Annotated in this window: 18 protein-coding genes and 1 pseudogene; 12 read left to right on the forward strand and 7 right to left on the reverse strand. The window is 47.8% G+C overall.

What is annotated here, in order from left to right:
* Window positions 1-10 precede the first annotated feature (10 nt).
* Window positions 11-1,144, forward strand: coding sequence for a DSD1 family PLP-dependent enzyme (locus BCM14_RS02890; RefSeq protein WP_106226484.1), 1,134 nt, complete (start codon window positions 11-13; stop codon window positions 1,142-1,144).
* Between the two features lie 45 nt (window positions 1,145-1,189).
* Here the strand turns inward: BCM14_RS02890 and BCM14_RS02895 are convergent, their stop codons facing one another.
* From BCM14_RS02895 to BCM14_RS02905, 3 genes are all read right to left on the reverse strand, one after another.
* Window positions 1,190-1,885 carry an SDR family oxidoreductase gene (locus tag BCM14_RS02895; RefSeq protein WP_106226485.1) on the reverse strand — a complete coding sequence of 232 codons (696 nt, stop codon included), beginning with the start codon at window positions 1,883-1,885 and terminating at the stop codon, window positions 1,190-1,192.
* Between the two features lie 23 nt (window positions 1,886-1,908).
* Window positions 1,909-2,226, reverse strand: coding sequence for a c-type cytochrome (locus BCM14_RS02900; RefSeq protein ID WP_106226486.1), 318 nt, complete (start codon window positions 2,224-2,226; stop codon window positions 1,909-1,911).
* A gap of 92 nt (window positions 2,227-2,318) precedes the next feature.
* A complete protein-coding gene (locus BCM14_RS02905) occupies window positions 2,319-3,608 on the reverse strand; it encodes a PQQ-dependent sugar dehydrogenase (protein ID WP_106226487.1) in 1,290 nt (429 codons plus the stop codon).
* 206 nt (window positions 3,609-3,814) lie between these two features.
* Between BCM14_RS02905 and BCM14_RS02910 the strand changes: the two genes are divergently transcribed.
* The 8 genes and pseudogenes from BCM14_RS02910 to BCM14_RS02945 all read left to right on the forward strand — a co-directional run bounded on the left by BCM14_RS02910 (window position 3,815) and on the right by BCM14_RS02945 (window position 10,126).
* Window positions 3,815-4,750, forward strand: a complete 936-nt coding sequence (locus tag BCM14_RS02910; protein WP_259673388.1) for a CorA family divalent cation transporter — start codon at window positions 3,815-3,817, stop codon at window positions 4,748-4,750.
* Between the two features lie 175 nt (window positions 4,751-4,925).
* Window positions 4,926-5,834 (forward strand): glutamate/aspartate ABC transporter substrate-binding protein, encoded by a 909-nt coding sequence (locus tag BCM14_RS02915; RefSeq protein WP_106226489.1) that lies wholly within the window; start codon window positions 4,926-4,928, stop codon window positions 5,832-5,834.
* A 4-nt stretch (window positions 5,835-5,838) separates the two neighbouring features.
* Window positions 5,839-6,573, forward strand: coding sequence for an amino acid ABC transporter permease (locus BCM14_RS02920; RefSeq protein ID WP_106226490.1), 735 nt, complete (start codon window positions 5,839-5,841; stop codon window positions 6,571-6,573).
* The gene (locus BCM14_RS02925; RefSeq protein WP_106226491.1) at window positions 6,570-7,250 is read left to right on the forward strand and encodes an ABC transporter permease subunit; all 681 of its coding nucleotides are present in this window, start codon (window positions 6,570-6,572) and stop codon (window positions 7,248-7,250) included. The genes BCM14_RS02920 and BCM14_RS02925 overlap by 4 nt, the downstream gene beginning before the upstream one ends.
* Window positions 7,251-7,267: 17 nt before the next feature.
* Window positions 7,268-8,659 (forward strand): ethanolamine ammonia-lyase subunit EutB, encoded by a 1,392-nt coding sequence (locus tag BCM14_RS02930; protein ID WP_106227013.1) that lies wholly within the window; start codon window positions 7,268-7,270, stop codon window positions 8,657-8,659.
* Window positions 8,656-9,498: an ethanolamine ammonia-lyase subunit EutC gene (gene eutC / locus BCM14_RS02935; RefSeq protein ID WP_106226492.1), complete on the forward strand. Its 843-nt coding sequence runs from the start codon at window positions 8,656-8,658 to the stop codon at window positions 9,496-9,498. Before BCM14_RS02930 ends, eutC begins: the two co-directional genes overlap by 4 nt.
* A gap of 216 nt (window positions 9,499-9,714) precedes the next feature.
* A pseudogene (locus BCM14_RS02940) lies at window positions 9,715-9,849 on the forward strand (BrnT family toxin); the annotation flags it as partial.
* On the forward strand, window positions 9,836-10,126 hold the full coding sequence (locus BCM14_RS02945) for a BrnA antitoxin family protein (protein ID WP_106226494.1): 291 nt from the start codon (window positions 9,836-9,838) through the stop codon (window positions 10,124-10,126). The pseudogene BCM14_RS02940 and the gene BCM14_RS02945, both read left to right, overlap by 14 nt.
* A gap of 26 nt (window positions 10,127-10,152) precedes the next feature.
* On the opposite strand, the gene BCM14_RS02950 is transcribed toward BCM14_RS02945, so the two are convergent.
* Window positions 10,153-11,022 (reverse strand): D-hexose-6-phosphate mutarotase, encoded by an 870-nt coding sequence (locus BCM14_RS02950; protein WP_106226495.1) that lies wholly within the window; start codon window positions 11,020-11,022, stop codon window positions 10,153-10,155.
* A 136-nt stretch (window positions 11,023-11,158) separates the two neighbouring features.
* On the opposite strand from BCM14_RS02950, the gene BCM14_RS02955 reads away from it, so the two are divergent.
* Complete coding sequence (locus BCM14_RS02955) at window positions 11,159-11,506, forward strand: ArsC family reductase (RefSeq protein ID WP_106226496.1); 348 nt, start codon at window positions 11,159-11,161, stop codon at window positions 11,504-11,506.
* A gap of 227 nt (window positions 11,507-11,733) precedes the next feature.
* Here BCM14_RS02955 and BCM14_RS02960 read toward each other — a convergent pair whose 3' ends face one another.
* Window positions 11,734-12,729, reverse strand: coding sequence for a Bug family tripartite tricarboxylate transporter substrate binding protein (locus tag BCM14_RS02960; RefSeq protein ID WP_106226497.1), 996 nt, complete (start codon window positions 12,727-12,729; stop codon window positions 11,734-11,736).
* A gap of 17 nt (window positions 12,730-12,746) precedes the next feature.
* Window positions 12,747-14,093 (reverse strand): MmgE/PrpD family protein, encoded by a 1,347-nt coding sequence (locus tag BCM14_RS02965; protein WP_106226498.1) that lies wholly within the window; start codon window positions 14,091-14,093, stop codon window positions 12,747-12,749.
* Between the two features lie 30 nt (window positions 14,094-14,123).
* Here BCM14_RS02965 and BCM14_RS02970 point away from each other — a divergent pair, with 30 nt between their 5' ends.
* Window positions 14,124-14,894, forward strand: coding sequence for an SDR family NAD(P)-dependent oxidoreductase (locus BCM14_RS02970; RefSeq protein WP_106226499.1), 771 nt, complete (start codon window positions 14,124-14,126; stop codon window positions 14,892-14,894).
* 418 nt (window positions 14,895-15,312) lie between these two features.
* Window positions 15,313-16,524 (forward strand): acyltransferase family protein, encoded by a 1,212-nt coding sequence (locus BCM14_RS02975; RefSeq protein ID WP_106226500.1) that lies wholly within the window; start codon window positions 15,313-15,315, stop codon window positions 16,522-16,524.
* Between the two features lie 414 nt (window positions 16,525-16,938).
* On the opposite strand, the gene guaA is transcribed toward BCM14_RS02975, so the two are convergent.
* Complete coding sequence (guaA, locus tag BCM14_RS02985) at window positions 16,939-18,534, reverse strand: glutamine-hydrolyzing GMP synthase (RefSeq protein WP_106226501.1); 1,596 nt, start codon at window positions 18,532-18,534, stop codon at window positions 16,939-16,941.
* Between the last annotated feature and the right edge of the window lie 6 nt (window positions 18,535-18,540).

The following is an 18,540-nucleotide window of genomic DNA, read 5'->3' on the forward strand; positions in this document are numbered from 1 at the left end:
AGGATTACTGATGAACACTGAGTTACCAGATTGGCGCAAAGCACCGGGTGAAGTTGGCTCATCAATTAGCTCCGTCGACACGCCCGCGCTGATTATTGATCTTGATGCCTTCGAATTCAACCTGACAAGCGTCCACGACCGAGTCCAGACGACGGGCGCACGCGTGAGATCGCACGCTAAAGCGCACAAGTCTGTCGACATCGCTAAACGTCAAATCGCAGCGGGTGCGATCGGTGTTTGTTGTCAGAAAGCTAGTGAAGCGCAAGTTTTTGTCGAAGCAGGCATTCACGATGTCATGATTTCGAACGAAATCTTCGGCAAAAGTAAGGCTGATCGAGTTGCAAAGCTTGCTCGCTATGCCAAGATCAGCATTTGTGTTGATGCTGTTGAACAGATTGATCAAATAGCTGCTGCGGCACAAAGTAACCAAACGAGCATTGCCGTTTTGGTCGAACTTGATGTCGGTCAAGGTCGTTGCGGCGTCAAAACACCCGAAGAAGCATTGCGTCTGGCAAGGTCTGTTGCATCCTACTCGCCACATCTGAGCTTGGCTGGTATTCAAGCTTACGGCGGCTCTGCGCAGCACTTCAGACTGGCCGAACAACGTCGTGCCGCGGTCACCGCTTCGATCGAAAAAGTCAAAACAACGATTGCCTTACTTCAAGGGGATGGTCTCAAGGTCAGCACCGTAGCTGGAGGTGGCACAGGCACCTACGAGCTTGAGGCATCGTCTGGCATCTACACCGAGATACAGACTGGGTCCTATGTGTTAATGGACGCGGACTATGCCCGCAATACGCTAGCGAACGACTCACCCACGTTGCGACACGCGCTATTTGGTTTGTGTACCGTGATCAGTGTTTCTGAGAAGCAAGCTGTGCTTGACGGCGGGTTGAAGGCCTTCGCGACTGACAGTGGCCACCCGACGATGGTGCTACCTGGCTGGTCAGTTAAGTCCATTTCAGACGAACATACCGTCATTGTGGCCGAGGCAGACGTCGAACCCCTGCAAATAGGCGATAAGGTCAGGCTGATCCCCGGTCACTGCGATCCCACAGTCAACCTGCACAATTGGTTGATTGCCGTCCGTGGTCAGATTATTGAAGAGACCTGGCCAGTGAGTGCTCGCGGCGCGCTATTCTGAAATTCTGAGCAAAAACAGGCACAAGGCAGACTCCTCGACCAGAAATTACAAGGGCAGTTGACTACCATCGTAGTTAAAGAACTGCCCTGTTTTAGCTAGGTTCAATTCTCCAAATCGTTCAATCAAACCTTTGGCACTCACTGCTGAAGTGATGTCTGCGGCGCTGCCGCCCATATCGGTTTGCACCCAGCCAGGATGATAAGAGGCAACTGCAATACCTTGCGTTTTCAGTTCATTAGCCAAGGTCACCATGATGTTATTGACGCCCGCTTTAGATGCTCTGTAAAAATATGCCCCGGCGCCACTGTGCTGCTGACTGCCCATGTAAGACGAGATGATGGCTATTCTGGGTTGTTTGCTCAGTTTCAGGTTTTTAAGAAACGCACGGGCAGTGAAAAATGGCCCAGCAATATTTGTCAGTAAAACTGTTGACACGGATTCTGCCGTGTTGTGGGGATCCGCGAGACTGCCGCGGGCGCTCATCACACCAGCGTTGCAAACAAGCACGTCGATAGTTGAGTCGATTTGCTGAGCCAATTCGTCAAGCATTGTTTCGTCACTGACATCTGCCGCATAAATCTGCGCTCTGCCGTCCGACTCCTCAGCTAGCTTTTGTAATGCGTTGGCTGCTTCAGGTCGCCGGCAGAGCGCGATCAAACTATCGCCCGCTGACAGTACATTTTTGGATAGCTCAAGCCCAATCCCCCGATTCGCACCGGTTATGAGATAAGTGGTGGACATAGATTCGCCTTAACTTAAAACACTCAGTTGGCCATCTTAACCTCAACCTGCATAGAGGAATACCACAAAGCAAGATCATCAATATCCTGCTCGCTTAGGGGTTTAGCAATGACGCTCATGATTTCGTTCGTACGACGACCTGTCTTATAGTTTTTAAGTTGTTGCGTCACATAGATAATCGGTTGCCCTGCAAGGTTTGGAGCTTCCGGGTGCGAAGCCAGTCCGTTTTGACCATGGCAGACAGCACAGGCGTTAGCTTTGGCCCTGCCCTGCTGAAGATCCGCAGCACTCGCCCCCAACGACACGAACAGCGTCGTGACCAATAGCAATATTTGCTTCATTATCATCTGTCCACACGCTTTGGAATAAAAAGAAAGGCCAACCCGAAAAAAGTTGGCCTCTCTCTGCGAAAAAATATTCGCTCAGGTCAAGATTAGCTACCCGAGCCCGTGTAAGAAACACGATAGATAGCACCAGCGTAATCGTCCGAAATCAATAAGGAGCCATCTTTAGCGACGGCAACGTCCATAGGACGACCTGTATAGATGCCGGTTGCCGGATCTAACCACCCTTCTGCGAAGACCTGTGAGGCATCAGCTTTGCCGTCAGACTTCAACGGTACAAAATTGATCAGTGCTCCGCTTGCGGGCGACCGATTCCACGAGCCATGTGCAGCAACGAACATACCGTTCTGATATTTGGCTGGGAACATCTTGCCTGTGTAGAAAGTCATCCCCAACTGAGCTTGATGAGCGGGGAACTCAACCTCTGGATAGACCACGTCTTTAGGCTCTTTCATATCTTTCAAATCAGGCGCTGCAGGGCCACCTGCAATCTTGACGTGACCATTCCAATAGGGGAACCCAAAGTGCTGGCCCATCTTGGTAATGTGGTTCAACTCACCTGGGGGGATGTCGTTGCCTAAACCGTCAACTTGATTATCGGTAAACCACAGCGTGCCGTCCTTGGGATTAAAATCCTGACCCACCGAATTACGAATACCGCGTGCGAACACTTCGCGACCGGTGCCGTCCAAATTCATACGAACAATGCCGCCAATCCCGAGCTTGGAAAACTCTTCAAGCTTATCGGCTGGTGGAACATTAAATGGCTGACCTAACGTGATGTAGAGTTTTTTGTCCGCACCATAACGGCAAGTTCTGGCGCCGTGATTAAACGACTCGTGTTCGGTTGGCACTAACCCGCCTCGAGGCAAGATTTCAGCGACCGCAACATCTGGGCCCTCATAAAAGAACTCTGCTGCAGGGAACATCAACACCCGGTTGTGCTCCGCCACAACAAGCATACCGTCAGGGGTGAAGCAAACGCCATTGGGGTTCTTAAAGTCCAGTGAAGGCGCAAAGGCTTTAACTTCTGTCGCCATATCCCCATTATTGCGATTCGTAACCGCCCAAACTTTAGTCTTACGAGTGCCAACAAACATCATGTTGGTCGATGGGGCAACGGCGATTGAGCGAGCATCAGGCACGATTGCATAAAGGTCGATCTTGAAACCTTCGGGCAACTTGATTTTCTTTAAGTTCGCACGAATCGCATCGGCGTTTTTGCCAGATTGTTCGATTGTTGGCATGTTCAGATCGCCATTAGCGACTTTAAACTGCTTCATGTTCTCCATCGTTTGCTCGGCAGCAAAAGAGCTACCTAGAATTGCCATAGAGCACAATGCACCAGCAAGGACTACACTGATTTTTGACGGCTTCATTGAGATGTCTCCGGATGTACGCTTTTGAAGCGTTTTCTTTATTAAGAGTGTATTAGCACTGAGACGGCAGAGGTGATCACTTGGTTGATACACCTGACCTTAATATAACAAAGAAGCCGCCTACACAGACCTAGTAAATACCCTTATCCATCAAGACGAGGGGATGGCGCTGTTCTTAGCCAGATCACTTTAACTGGGGCATGCTGATGGATGACACTTCGGTAACAAAAAAACTACTTCATCTTCCGATCACCGTTTCCAATTCAGACGGTGTTCGTCAAATACTTGATTTCGCGGAGCTGCAGAAAGTCATCCAGTCAAACAAGCTCTCGTGGATCGATATCGCTGATGTCGAGGATGGCGAAATGACTGCCGTCCTCACTGCACTGGGAACAGACACCACTGACAGCTCATGGATTCAGCACTTCGGACAACCGGGACGAATGTCTGTCGGTCGCGAGAAGATACGCGCAGTAACATGGATTGCGGATCGACATGCCCAAGCTTTTGGCCCGTTAATCGAGTTGCATTTTTTGGCTTCTAAGAACCTCATCATCACTGCATGGAAAGGCGATCGGAGCTGTTTAAGTGAAATTCGACACCTCTATTTTGAACGTTCAGAGGTGCTAGAAAAGAACGCCCACCACGCAGCAAGCGTCGTACTACAACTCTTGTTCAGTACGCTTGATATTGCCATGGCAGAGCTTGATCGTAGAATCCAGACACTTCAATATCAAGTCAATCACGAGGCCGCCTCGCTTGATCTTGCGTTGATTACGCTACGGATGCAGACAATCCAGAGTGTTTGGTCAGATATTGATCGCTATAGCAGTTCGGTACGCGGCGCGATCGTTGGCATCGAAGCATTACCTAATATGCTTGATGTTGCGGCAGAAGAGATGAACAATTATGCAACACAGGTCGAGGACATCGAGCATCGACTGCAAGACCGCAGCAGATGGCTATCAAGCATTATGCAAGACTATGGGACGAGTCTTGTTGCTAAACAAGGTGAACAAATTAACCGCCTGACGATCGTGTCAACGATCTTCTTACCGCTAACTTGGTTGACAGGCTTCTTTGGCATGAACTTCGACTGGCTGGATCAACATTTAGCGGCACTTCGGCCTTCTTTGTTTTAGGTTTGGGGCTGCCCATCGCTAGCGTCTGTGCGACGATATTCTGGTTCCGTCGGCGCAGACTGCTGTAGATGCGTTAAAGGCGTTGACGAGACGGTCACCTTACCTGTAATTTGACCGGACTCACGTCAACTTATTCACTTTCTCTTAATCCATTGAAAATCTAGGTAGCCTGCCGATGAAATCCTTTAAAACTCTCGCCCTGTTAACCTCACTAGCAGCGTCACTTAGCTTGTTTGCAGGCTCAATCGCAGCACAAGAACTTACCGGCACATTAAAGAAAATCAAAGAAGCCGGTACCATCACACTGGGTGCACGTGAGTCGTCCGCGCCATTTAGCTACAGCTTAGGCAATGACAAATTCGTTGGATTTTCTGTTGATCTCATGATGAAGATCGTTGATCGCCTAAAAGTTGAACTGAAAATGCCTGATTTGAAGTATTCAATCATTCCTTTTACCGCGCAGAATCGGATCCCTTTAGTACAAAACGGCACGCTTGACCTTGAATGCTCATCAACGACCAACACTGTCGAAAGGCAACAACAAGTCACATTCTCAACAAGCTTCTTCGTTATCGGCACCCGATTGCTAACAGCTAAGGATTCAGGCGTTAAAGACTTCACTGATTTAAAAGGTAAAAATCTTTCAACGACGGCTGGAACAACGTCTGAACGTTTAATCAACAAGTACAACGATGACAAGGCCATGGGTATGAATATCATGGCTGCGCGCGAGAACACTCAGTCTTTCTTAACAGTCGATTCAGGTCGCGCGGTCGCTTTCATGATGGACGATGCCATCCTCTACGGCGAGCGGGCTAAATCTAAAAACCCCGAGAAGTGGGATATTGTCGGCACCCCAATGTCGCGTGAAGCCTATGGCTGCATGATGAAAAAAGACGATGCCGCTTTCAAAAAGATCGTGGATGAAACCTTGATTAGCCTGATGAAATCCGGCGAAATCAACACGTTTTACAAGAAATGGTTTGAGTCTCCTATTCCACCTCGTGATACCTCGCTGGCCTTCCCGCAATCTGCAGATCTGAAAGCTTTGTACGCCAACCCCAGCGATCAGGCGATTCAGTAATCCGATGGGCTATCACTGGACATGGTCGGTTTTTTTACAACCGGCCAATGCCCGCGAAACCTATTTAGACTGGCTGTTTGCTGGGATGTGGACGACCATTCAAATGGGTTGTCTCGGCTGGGTCATTGCTTTTGTTTTGGGCTCATTACTAGGCGTGATGCGAACTGTGCCTCACCGTTTTATTGCAGGCGTTGCGACCGCGTACGTCGAGATTATTCGCAACATTCCGCTGATTGTTCAATTATTTATCTGGTATTACCTGGTCCCAAAAATGCTACCAGACGCCTGGCGCGAGTGGTTGTTTGCTCAAAAGCCCGCCACGTCAGCATTTGTCACAGCAACGGTTGGGTTAGGCGTTTTTACGGCTGCGCGCGTCTGTGAACAGGTACGGGCTGGCATTCAGTCACTGCCGACGGGACTTCGAAACGCAGCGCTTTCAATGGGTTTTACACTGCCTCAGGCTTATCGGTTTGTGTTGTTGCCGGTATCCTACCGTCTAATCATTCCACCGATGACGTCTGAAATGCTGAGCATATTTAAAAACTCATCCATCGCGTCGACTGTCGGTGTGCTTGAACTCTTTGCGCGCGCGCGTCAGCTCAACGACTATACCGCCAGGGGTTACGAATCGTTTATAGCGGTGATCTCGTGCTATCTGATCATTAACGCTATGGTGATGTTGATCATGGGCTTGATCGAACGCTACGCTCGCCTGCCTGGCATGATTGGATCCAAATGATGCTCGGTCTTGATTTTGATTTTCTGACTAGAACATCAGGCGAAGCGATGTTGCACGGCATGCTCGTATCGCTCCAGGTGGCCGGTACTGCACTAGCCGTGGGGCTGGTATGGGGCACCTTATTAGCCATAGCCCGACTATCGCCAATAAAAGTTTTATCGTGGACATCTGCTTTGTATGTCAATTTTTTCAGATCAATCCCGCTGGCGATGGTGTTGCTTGGCTTCTATCTGGTTGTGCCGCAGATACTAAAGGATTTGCTGCCCAAGGGGACTCAGCTCGACACGAGATTAATGTCGGCTTTGGTGGGATTTTCTTTATTCGAATCTGCCTATTATGCTGAAATCATGCGCGCGGGTATCCAGAGCGTATCCAAAGGCCAGGTTGCTGCTGCGAAAGCGCTGGGACTCAAACCGTATCAAGCTATGCAATCGGTTATCTTGCCACAAGCAGTTCGCAACATGCTGCCGTTGTTGCTGACTCAACTCATCGTTCTGTTTCAAGATACGTCACTGGTCTATGTGATAGCCCTAGCGGATTTTTTTACCAGCGCCGAGGGTATTGGTGAGCGTGACGGCCGAATCGAAGAGATGATGGTTTTAGCTGGACTGGTTTATCTGATCGTCTGCTTTGGCGCATCGAAACTTGTCGATCGTCTACCTAAGACGGTTCATTAAGATCTGGGAACAACTTGATACAAGCTTATCAGCACATTATCGGCGCGCGAACCTATCTTTTTAACGACCTAAAAGATCTGCTGGCGAAAGCTTCGCCAGCTAGGTCCGGGGACAGTTTGGCAGGCGTCATAGCAGATAACGCTCAACAGCGAGTCGCCGCTCAAATGGCACTTGCTGACTTGCCGCTCGCAACCTTTTTAAATGATTGCGTCATCCCCTACGAAAACGACGAAATCACCCGACTTATCATTGACGAGCACGATACTGAGGCATTTAGCATCATCTCGCACCTGACTGTCGGTGACTTTCGAAACTGGTTGTTGAGTGATGCAGCAGACACCGCTACGCTACAAAAAATCGCAGCTGGGATCACACCGGAAATGGCAGCCGCCGTATCCAAGATCATGCGGATTCAGGATTTAGTCGCCGTCAGCCAGAAATGTCGCGTCATCAGTCAATTCAGAAACACTATTGGCTTGCAAGGTCGACTAGCTACCCGACTGCAGCCGAACCATCCAACCGACGATATGACAGGCATCGCAGCAAGCATTGTCGACGGCCTGCTGTACGGCGCGGGTGATGCAGTGATCGGTATTAACCCGGCAACAGACAACGTGCCGCAGGTGATCAAAATCGTCAATATGCTCAATGACATCATTGTTCAATATCAAATCCCGACGCAGTCGTGTGTGTTGACGCATGTCACCAACACCATCATGGCAATCGAAGCAGGCGCACCGGTGGATCTGGTGTTTCAGTCGATCGCTGGCACTGAGGCCGCAAATCGAAGTTTTGGGATCAACCTACAGTTACTGCACGAAGCACGTGAGGCGGCCCTATCCTTGGGTCGAGGTACGGTAGGTCAAAACGTCATGTATTTCGAGACTGGTCAAGGTAGTGCGCTATCTGCTCGAGCCAATCACGGTGTTGATCAACAAACCTGCGAGGCACGAGCGTATGCCGTGGCGCGCAAATTCAAACCTTTATTGATCAATACAGTTGTCGGCTTCATCGGCCCAGAGTATCTATTTGATGGCAAGCAAATAATCAGAGCAGGCCTCGAGGATCACTTCTGCGGCAAGTTAATGGGGTTGCCCATGGGCTGCGATGTTTGTTATACCAATCACGCAGAGGCTGACCAGGATGACATGGATGTCTTGCTGACGTTGCTGGGAACTGCCGGATGCAATTTCATTATGGGTGTACCGGGCTCTGACGACATCATGCTGAATTATCAGACTACGTCTTTTCACGACGCACTTTATGCACGAAGAGCCCTCGGGTTGAAGCCTGCACCAGAATTTGAAGCTTGGCTCAAAAATATTGGGATATTCACCGCAGGCGAAACAGTCAACCTTGGCCGAGAGCTACCCAGTAATTTTGCTCAGGCACTGCGCAGGTTGATGTGACAGCAGAAGACAAATCAAAAGATTTAGTGACCGGCAATCCGTGGAGCGGCTTGCGTCAATTCACCTCCGCTCGCATTGCACTGGGGCGATCAGGGCTGAGCATGCCGACCAGCCCTCAATTGGCGTTTCAGTTAGCTCATGCGCAAGCGCGAGATGCAGTGCATCATGAACTCAATGCGGCATCGTTAAAAGACACACTTATCGATACGTTTGATTTGCCTCAGGAGGAATGTATCCTCTTGCAAAGTTCCGCAGTAGATCGAACCACCTATTTAAAACGACCTGACTTTGGCCGAACACTATCTGACTCTTCCAGAAAATTGCTAGCTGGTTACTGCCCAGAGTCGGTGACTGCAGATCAGCATAGACAGTTTGATCTGGCGTTTGTTCTGGTCGACGGTCTGTCGGCGCTGGCTATCGAGCACAACGCCCTCGCCTTTTTGCAATTAGCCTATCCGCGATTTAAACAAGACGGCTTGAACATCGCCCCCTTCACTGTCGTTCAACAAGGGCGGGTTGCGATTGGTGACGAAATTGGCGAACGGCTGAGGGTAAAACTGGTTGTCGTGATGATTGGTGAGCGCCCGGGCTTAAGCTCGCCCGACAGCATGGGGCTCTACATCACGTGGCAACCCAAGGTGGGACTGACTGACGAGAGCCGCAACTGTATTTCAAATATTCATACCGCGGGTCTGTCATACAGCGAAGCGGTTCATAAGTTGCATTATCTCGCAACAGAAGCGCGTACAAGGCAGTTGACGGGTGTTCAGCTAAAAGACGAAACGGCTTCCCTCACGCAGCAAATCACGGCAACGACTGATAATTTTTTGCTGACTTAGATTTTTTCAATCGTAAATATTCGGATATTACGAATATGAATGATTGGCCTACGTCGCTAGACTAAAAGATCCTTTTTCATCTACTGCTCTGAAAATACGATCGTATGTCTTCTAAAACAAAGCTTGACTGCCAGTACTTATTGTACATACAATAAAGCAATTCTCTATCAATTACGATCCGATAAAAAGCGTTAGCAATATCGCGAATACGGGGAAGATCGTACCGCCGGCTTGGGCTATGTCGGCAATCGCTTATGTTTCGTGGCGTTCGTTGATCGGACTCACGAGCGCAGGATTATCAGCCTCAGAAAGGCCAACTCGCGAGAGGTTAAACGCTATGCCCAAACTTAAACCTGAACACGTACACGTTACTGAAGCAGAGGATGCAGCAATAACCGCTGCAGCAATGTCTGATCCGGACGCTTTGCCGCTTAGTGATCAAGAGTGGGAAACAGTTAAACCTTTGATACGTATTGGACGCCCCAAAGCTACGATCACTAAAGAGCGGATCACCATTCGTTTATCACGCGACATTCTGTCGCAGTTTCGTGCATCTGGCGATGGCTGGCAAACGCGAATCGATTGCGCTTTACGCCAATATATTAATGAGCATCCAATCCAAGGATAGTTTCTTCTGTACGTTTTTTTATTGACTTAGATAGTCTCAACGATATAGGTTACAGAAATCTCGTGTTGCTGACCGGGACTCAGTTGAACCGCATTATCCAGCGCGTTTGCGCTTTCAACACAGACCATCTCTCGCCAATGCTCGGCGCCAAGATCCTTAATTTTGGTAGCAGTTTCTAACCAGGGGTTCCAGACAACTGTACTCAGGCTACCTGTTTTAGTGATCTTGATGCGCCGCTCTAACCCTGGGTCTCGCACGATGCATTCGCTTGAGGTGTTTAAGTAGACCCGATCCAACCTATCAGAAAAAGTAATTTCACCTGACTGCTTGGCACGGCGCCGTCCTGCGGCGGTGTCGGAATAGTCACAGCCACTGAGTCCGGTGATGGATATCTGCTCAATGTCACTGATCTTAAAGTAGGCGTGCAACGCCTCGGTAAACATGATGTCTTGGTCACCCGTATTGGTCGTGGTGAGATCAATCGCCATTGAATCGCCGATGGTTATCCTTTGCTGCAGCGTTGCACGAACGCCTTTGCCGCTTTGGCGCGACGTATCGTCGCTCATCGTCAGAACCAACTCTGTCGCACCGTTATCAGTAGCGCTAACCGAGGTCAGAGTCCATTGACAGAGACGTGCGTACCCGTGGCTGTTTGCAGTTGGATCGGTCGCATGAGGGCCAAACCACGGCCAACAAATTGGTACACCCGCACGGATAGGCGTGCCTGATTCGAACACAGCCTTGGGATTAAACCAAAGCACGGGCGTGGCTTGTGCTTTGGGGTGCCACTCGATGATCTGACCACCGTAGAGACTGATGATTGCTGTTGCCAAGGCGTTATCGACTTTGACAAGCGTTATCCCATTAGCAAGGTGTTCGAGTGTGATTGGATTCATGGCGTTGCGAAATCTGACTGTCAATTGCTTGCAGCAAGTGTATCCCACAGTCGTTTTACCCGAGACAGGATGATCGAAGCCCTAGCGCAAGCCTGTTAAATTGCTGAGACTGGAATTATTCAAACGAGGGGCTTCGATGAGCGTCACCATCTTCGGTATTAAAAACTGCGACACCATGAAAAAAGCATTCACGTGGCTCGATGAGCACCAAGTTGAATACACTTTTGTCGACTACAAAAAGACCGGAGTCGTCAGCGCGAACATCTTGGCGTGGTGTAACGCTGTGGGTTGGGAAACGTTGTTAAACAAAAAGGGCCTGACCTGGAAGAAGCTGTCAGAGGAAGAGCGCGCGGATTTGGATGAAGCTAGAGCGAAAAAATTGATGGCGCAATATCCAAGCTTAATTAAACGACCGGTGTTGGTCGCTGAGAAGCAAATAATGGTTGGCTTCTCGCCTGAGCAATACGCCAAGTGGATCAACTAATTGGTGACGAGCGAGCGCTTCACGGCATATTGTCTCGCTTCTCGCGATCGGCTATCTCAGTTTGAAGGCCGACAAAAACGAATAACCGGTGAAGGTCAACTTGCAGAGTCAGATCAAACCTCGGAGCCGTTCAATCCAGGATCGAAGCGGCTCATGCAGTTGAAATGGCCAAGACAGTCCAAGGTGTAAGAGAAATCCGAAACGGCTTAGAGCTACAAATGCAATAGTCAATCAGCCGTGGCACCGGATACTTTGACTGCCTCAGCCCATTTGTCAATTTCGCTCGCCAGGAAGATTGCGAAATCCTCTGGCTGGCTGCCAACCAGTGGGGTGCCGAGATCATTCATTTTTTGAATGACATCGGGCATCCTCATCACCTCAATGATGTCAGTGGCGATTTTATTGATAATGGGCTTGGGCGTACCCTTTGGTGCGAAGAACCCGGACCAAGGCTGAGCTGAAAATCCTGCGAAACCCTGTTCGGCAATCGTAGGCAGTTCAGGCGCCGCGGTTGACCTGTTACCTGACGTCAGTGCCAAGATTTTTACTTTACCGGCTTTATACGCAGGAAGCACACTGGTGATGCCTGTAATACCGACACTGACCTGATTGCCCAAGACATCCGACACAATTTGAGATGAACCTTTGTAAGGGATTGCTTGCATTTTGGCGCCTGCCTTGTAAAGCAATAGCTCCATTGTCAGATGCGAAGCTGTGCCAGTGCCATCATGCCCGAACGGCATGTTGCCCCCCTCCTTTCTTGCCAGAGCAAGCAATTCTTGCAAATTATTGGCGGGCAAAGATGGATTGGCAAAAATCACATTTGGATACATCGTTGCTTGCGTGATTGGCTCAAAATCTCGAATGGGATGGTAAGGTAGGTTCTTATATAAGCTGACGTTGATTCCATGAGAGCCTGTTACGCCCAAAACCAGTGTGTAACCGTCAGGTGCTGACTTGGCGACGTAATCTGCGCCGATATTGCTCCCCGCGCCAGGCTTGTTTTCAACCAGAACCGGCTGCCCCCACTTATTCTGCAATTTTTCGGCGATGATCCGCGCGGTAATATCAGTTGCGCCACCAGGCGTGAAAGGGACGACAATCTTTACCGCCTTAGTTGGATAGTTTGGAGGGGCGCTGGTGGATTGAGCATTAGCGTGCAGGCCGTAGGAGCAAAAAATTGAAAGAAAGAATGCTGGTATAAATTTCAAATAATTAGACATCTGCGTTGCACCCGAAATTAAAATAATAGATTCCACAGATCAGCAAATTTCAGACCAGCCTTGTTTGCTAACAGTTCATCAATGAATTTTTGCGCCGATATTCTGGCAACCCTGTGTTGACTGTACCGAAAGAACTTATCAGCAAGTTCTTGTTGACTCAGTGGCGAAGCGGGATCCCCTTTCAAGTATTCAATTTTCTCAACATATTTTGCGCTCTTCGTATCAACCGACAGTTCGGCCCTTCTGACAGAACTATTGGTAAGTTGATTATCCACCACTATTTCAACGAGTTGCTCGAGTTTTCTTAATTCGTGATCAAAGAATAGTGAAGGCGTATAAATCTCAGGATTCATATGCCCAAAGCGAAGCGCGCTAGCAACGCCCAATGTCAAACTGAATTGACCTGTGATCATCGCTTGTGGATCACGATTGCCAGCATAGGTTGCTGCCTCTGGATAGATTTTCAGGACAATTTTGTTAATGTCCCCAATCGATTCATTTAATTTTTGTCTGACCTTAAGTGCTGCTTCAACCCCATAATGCACGTGCCGAGCAGAAGCGAACGGTTTGAAATATGCGTCTTCTATAAACGAGTGATCATAGGCGGGCACTGGTAAGCCGCTGTCGCAGGAATGAATTTGTGCATATTCAATCAGCGCTCGCCTCGGGGCAGTCAGGCCAGCTTGGGCGGAGAACGCAGACATGAGGCCGAGCAGCGCACTATGCGGAAGATAAGTATTTCTTGCGTTCGTTCCGGTTTTAATCGGTAAATAAAGACTCTCCGGTAGCTGACAGGCTGCAATATTGAGAGCAATGATGGTTTGTTCTGCTGTCAGATGTAACAAACTTGATACTGCGACTGCAACCCCGAGGCCAGGCCAGTTGCCATCAACATGCATACCTGGTCTGATGCGTAGCCATCCCCCACAGCGCGCACCCACCTCGTAGCCTACCGTTAAGCTGCGCAAAACATCGTCAAGTGTCGATTGGCGTTCCACTGCCAACGCCAGTAAGGCGCTCACGATCGCCAGACCAGGACGTCCATGCGCGTAAGGCAACCCTTCGCAAGCCTCGCTCCAGGTGGATGCCATGGCTGACACACTTGCACCAGACCAAGAAGAAAGCAAAGGACCACCAGGAAATCGAAAAGAACCAGCTTCATTTGAACCTAAAGAACGCTCAAACGCGCTAACTTCAGCAGCCCCTCGCCCCTCAAAAATGCAAGCAAGGGTGTCGATCAGCATCTCGCGCGCACGATCTCTCACCTGTGCCGGCAGACTTTCAGCGTTAGCATAATGCTCAATCAAGGTTTCAATTGATCTTAAGTGCTCTTCGTGTACTGCCTGGTTTAAGGTTTCTGACATTGCAATTTAATCGCTCTATTAGGTGAACTTATGAAAACATATCCCAACTGCCATATGCCAGATGATAACTATGTGCACCCTTATCATGATTTAAACGGTGCAGAAGTTTTAATCACAGGTGGACGAGGTACGCTTGGCGCTGCAACCGCAGAGGCATTTGCCAAGCTCGGGGCCAAAGTTTGGTGCCTTGATGTATCGCCTGTGCCTGCGTCTGATAGCCCTAATATCGTTCACCGACAAGCCGACGTAACTGACAGAGCGTCGCTGGAAAAAATCCAGAAAGAAATAGCGCAAGGGCCTGGCCTCAACGTATTAATCAACGCGCATGGTATTCAAATCAGGACCGACTTTGCTGGGTGTGATGAAGAAACCTGGATGAAACTGACCGATGTGAACCTAAATGGCGTCTACCGAAGCTGTCAGGTGTTCGGTAGCCCCATGAGACAAAAGGGCGGGTCAATCGTCAATATCGGCAGCGTCAACGGAGTGGTAGTTTCTGGCAAAGGCACACCCTACGGCATACAGAAAGCTGCAGTCTCCTTCATGACCAAAGTGCTCGCTGTCGAGTGGGCACCGGCCGTCAGGGTCAATGCAATTGCACCAACCGCGATACCGTCAAACATGACGTCGGATTTATTCGTTAACTCGGTCTATTTAGAGAAAAAATTACCGACTATCCCGCTTCAGCGTATCGGCAGTACTGAGGACATTGCCCATGCAATCGTCTTCCTTTCATCGGCTGCGTCTGGACTCATTACTGGGCACACGTTAGTAATGGATGGTGGCATATCCTTGATCTAGAAAACAAGCACTTATTTTGGGTTGTGGAACTTTTTTGTAAGTTAAATATCGTTATAAATCAATAACTTACTATCTAAATCTTACTCCCACTCAATAGTTACACGACTAAAATAGTCAACTAAATCAATCACTTAGCACAACCTAAAAAGTAGCGTGTAACTTTTGTGTAACTTTGAATAGAAAGTACTCTGTTTAGCAATTAGTGCTTTTCCAATTTGATATCAACGCTTAAGTGGCGCTTAACTTACACAGGTTGCGTCAGCCAAGTGCTAACCCCACTAAAAAACAGTGTGTTCTCAATTATTTGTCATCATACACGTGACACGGCATAGCTCACAGCATAAAATATCTATAAAATTTATCACTGTAGCAATTGACGTGCCTTAGTTGAACATTAAAAGCGAGTTGACAATGACTTATGACACACACACAGCAAGAATTAGTCCAACCTACAAGGCTACACAAATACTCTTACATTGATATATTAAGAGGAATAGCCATATTAGGCGTTGTTGCCGTTCATAGCAGTCAGCACGTAAAAGATTTGAATACAATTGTTGCTTGGATATTTAATTATGGACAGACAGGAGTACAGCTTTTCTTTGTTGCTTCAGCAATTACACTATGCCTATCAAGCACACAAAGAAATGAAAAATCATCTATAAATTTTTATATAAGAAGATTTTTTAGAATTGCGCCATTATTTTATTTGGCAATACCATTTTACTTTTTATGGAGAGTTTGTGTTGAATATTACAAGTTCGGAGTAGTAGGTATTCCCAACAATTACAGCATACACGGAGTCATTGAAACGTTATTCTTTGTACACGGATTTGACCCAAAAAACTTTAATTTTGTAGTCCCAGGTGGCTGGAGTATTGCCGCTGAAATGTCATTTTACGCTATCTTCCCAATTTTATTTTTTATACAATCAAAATATAAAAGTAAAAAATTTATAATATTTTCTGTATCAGTTTTATTGTTGTGTTTACTAATTAAGAACTTCTTTATATACGACGTACAACCAATATTTATTGAAAAAGGATACATCAAAAAATTCGCAGTTGAATACGATTTTCTCAATGCTTTCATATTAAATCAAATAAGTGTATTTCTGATAGGCATTATCTGCTACCAATACATTTACTGTAACAATAAGTTTTCAGCTTATAAAAAAAGAATCACGCCTTTAGCAATACCGTTAATCATAGTAAGTTGTTTCTTACTAAATTCTCAGTCATACACGAGAACTCCATTTACAGGGTTAATTTATCCAGCTCTTCTGGCAATGGCATTTGCTCTAATAACAATAAAATTGTCTACGGTTAATGAATTTACAGGGAGCATATCGAAGATTCTGATTGAAGTAGGTAAGGTATCGTTTTCAATGTACCTAATACATTTTTTCATATTGGATGTTGTTCATTTTTTCTTTTATAAAACCATTAATAACTTTGTTCAAACACCTGAAATACAGCTGTTTCTTATGTATCCAACGGTATTGGTATTGACATTTTTCATTTCAAAATTTACATATAAACATATTGAGAAAAAAGGCATTGATGTAGGCAACAATCTTATTGCTAGACTTAACAACAAAGGAGAATTAAATGGTAATCGTCCCCTGTAATTCTCAACTCCTATCTTTGTTGTTTGAGAAAAGTACTTTTTACCTGCCAATTCGCCAGCCTTAAGCTCGTGATAATGAAGCTTGGCTTTGTCAATTGCTGTGCTTTTATTTCTTGTCTTTAGACTAAAGCGAGCATACTTATGCTCCTTAACAAGCCACATACGCATCTGCCAATATTCGCCCCGCCTGTAGATTACAGCTTCGTCGAATATGGGCTCTTCGTCGTCGTTAAATGAGTGTTTTTTGAGTGGCATATGGGGCTGTGAGTTACTACGATTTTGAGTAGCTACAACTTTGTGTAGCATTACGTGTAACTATAACTTCGCCCCTCTTAAAAATCAACGACTTATAATTTTTGTGAAACTTTTGTGTAAGTAGAAAACCTATATAAATCAACGACTTAGGTTCAAAAAGTCACTCCCACTCTATCGTGGCCGGTGGCTTCGACGACACGTCATATACGACCCGATTGATCCCTCGCACCTCGTTAATAATCCGCGAGCTAACCTTCGCCAACAACGGATAAGGCAATGGAGCCCAGTCGGCTGTCATGAAGTCAGAGGTCTGCACTGCGCGCAAGGCCACAACGTAATCGTAAGTGCGCCCATCACCCATCACCCCTACCGACTTGACAGGCAAAAAGACCGCAAACGCCTGTGAGGTCAAGTCATACCAGCTCTTCTGCGTGTCTGGGTCAATCATGTTGCGCAGTTCTTGGATAAAAACATCATCCGCACGACGCAATAGATCAGCAAACTCTTTATTAACAGCCCCCAAAATGCGCACACCAAGACCAGGGCCGGGGAAAGGATGGCGATACACCATACCCGGGGGCAAGCCCAAGGCGACACCTAATTTACGAACCTCGTCTTTGAATAATTCGCGCAACGGTTCAAGCAGTTTCAAGTTCAAGGTATCTGGCAAACCACCCACATTGTGATGAGATTTGATCGCCACGGCCTTGCCGGTCTTAGCGCCGGCAGACTCAATCACATCCGGATAAATCGTGCCTTGTGCGAGCCATTTAGCTTTACTGAGTTTGGCGGCTTCAACTTGAAACACTTCTACAAACTCTTTGCCTATGATCTTGCGCTTGGCTTCTGGGTCGGCCACCCCTGCTAACTTGCCCATGAACTGCTCAGTGGCATCGACATGAATGATCTTGACACCCATATTTTGAGCGAAGGTCTCCATCACTTGTGCGCCTTCGTTTAAGCGTAACAAACCATGATCGACAAACACACAGGTCAAACGATCGCCAATTGCACGATGGATCAAGGCTGCAGCAACGGATGAATCAACGCCCCCGGACAAGCCTAGGATCACTTCATCATCGCCGACTTGTTGACGGATTTTTTCGATAGCCTCGTCAACGTAACTAGGCATCGTCCAGTCACCGACGCATCCGCAGATGTCATGAACAAAACGATTCAAGATCGCTTGACCTTGAACCGTGTGCGTGACCTCGGGATGAAACTGCACTGCGTAGAAACCGCGATCTTCATCGGCCATCCCTGCAATGGGACATGACTCGGTCGACGCCATCAGTTTGAAACCGGGTGGCAACTGACTAACGCTGTCACCGTGACTCATCCATACCTTGAGGATGCCATGGCCTTCGGGCGTCGTGAAATCGAAAATATCCTTCAATAAGCGAGTATGACCGCGCGCCCTGACCTCTGCATAGCCAAACTCACGATGATCAGAGTAACTAACCTCGCCGCCGAGCTGCTGCGCCATCGACTGCATGCCATAGCAAATACCCAGTACAGGCACACCCAACTCAAACACCAGACCTGGAACTTTCAATGAATCAGCATCGTAAGCAGATGCATGACTACCTGAAAGGATGATACCTTTGAGGCCGAGTGACAGCTGTTGCTTGAGAAACTCGTCAGTGACGTCGCCTGGGTGAAGTTCGCAATAAACGCCAGCCTCGCGCACACGACGTGCGATCAACTGGGTAACTTGTGAACCATAATCAAGAATGAGGATGCGTTGATGAGACATTGGCGA

The sequence above is a fragment of the Jezberella montanilacus genome (genome assembly GCF_003003055.1).
GTDB lineage: Bacteria > Pseudomonadota > Gammaproteobacteria > Burkholderiales > Burkholderiaceae_B > Zwartia > Zwartia montanilacus.

What these genes read in the sequence shown, in the direction of transcription:
- BCM14_RS02905 (WP_106226487.1), bottom strand. Translation starts at nt 3,608, where the DNA reads ATGAAGCCGTCAAAAATCAGTGTAGTCCTTGCTGGTGCATTGTGCTCT.
- BCM14_RS02920 (WP_106226490.1), top strand. Translation starts at nt 5,839, where the DNA reads ATGGGCTATCACTGGACATGGTCGGTTTTTTTACAACCGGCCAATGCC.
- BCM14_RS02965 (WP_106226498.1), bottom strand. Translation starts at nt 14,093, where the DNA reads ATGTCAGAAACCTTAAACCAGGCAGTACACGAAGAGCACTTAAGATCA.
- BCM14_RS02895 (WP_106226485.1), bottom strand. Translation starts at nt 1,885, where the DNA reads ATGTCCACCACTTATCTCATAACCGGTGCGAATCGGGGGATTGGGCTT.
- BCM14_RS02890 (WP_106226484.1), top strand. Translation starts at nt 11, where the DNA reads ATGAACACTGAGTTACCAGATTGGCGCAAAGCACCGGGTGAAGTTGGC.
- BCM14_RS02900 (WP_106226486.1), bottom strand. Translation starts at nt 2,226, where the DNA reads ATGAAGCAAATATTGCTATTGGTCACGACGCTGTTCGTGTCGTTGGGG.
- guaA (WP_106226501.1), bottom strand. Translation starts at nt 18,534, where the DNA reads ATGTCTCATCAACGCATCCTCATTCTTGATTATGGTTCACAAGTTACC.
- BCM14_RS02915 (WP_106226489.1), top strand. Translation starts at nt 4,926, where the DNA reads ATGAAATCCTTTAAAACTCTCGCCCTGTTAACCTCACTAGCAGCGTCA.
- BCM14_RS02925 (WP_106226491.1), top strand. Translation starts at nt 6,570, where the DNA reads ATGATGCTCGGTCTTGATTTTGATTTTCTGACTAGAACATCAGGCGAA.
- BCM14_RS02945 (WP_106226494.1), top strand. Translation starts at nt 9,836, where the DNA reads ATGCCCAAACTTAAACCTGAACACGTACACGTTACTGAAGCAGAGGAT.
- BCM14_RS02960 (WP_106226497.1), bottom strand. Translation starts at nt 12,729, where the DNA reads ATGTCTAATTATTTGAAATTTATACCAGCATTCTTTCTTTCAATTTTT.
- BCM14_RS02950 (WP_106226495.1), bottom strand. Translation starts at nt 11,022, where the DNA reads ATGAATCCAATCACACTCGAACACCTTGCTAATGGGATAACGCTTGTC.
- BCM14_RS02955 (WP_106226496.1), top strand. Translation starts at nt 11,159, where the DNA reads ATGAGCGTCACCATCTTCGGTATTAAAAACTGCGACACCATGAAAAAA.
- BCM14_RS02970 (WP_106226499.1), top strand. Translation starts at nt 14,124, where the DNA reads ATGAAAACATATCCCAACTGCCATATGCCAGATGATAACTATGTGCAC.
- BCM14_RS02910 (WP_259673388.1), top strand. Translation starts at nt 3,815, where the DNA reads ATGGATGACACTTCGGTAACAAAAAAACTACTTCATCTTCCGATCACC.
- BCM14_RS02975 (WP_106226500.1), top strand. Translation starts at nt 15,313, where the DNA reads ATGACACACACACAGCAAGAATTAGTCCAACCTACAAGGCTACACAAA.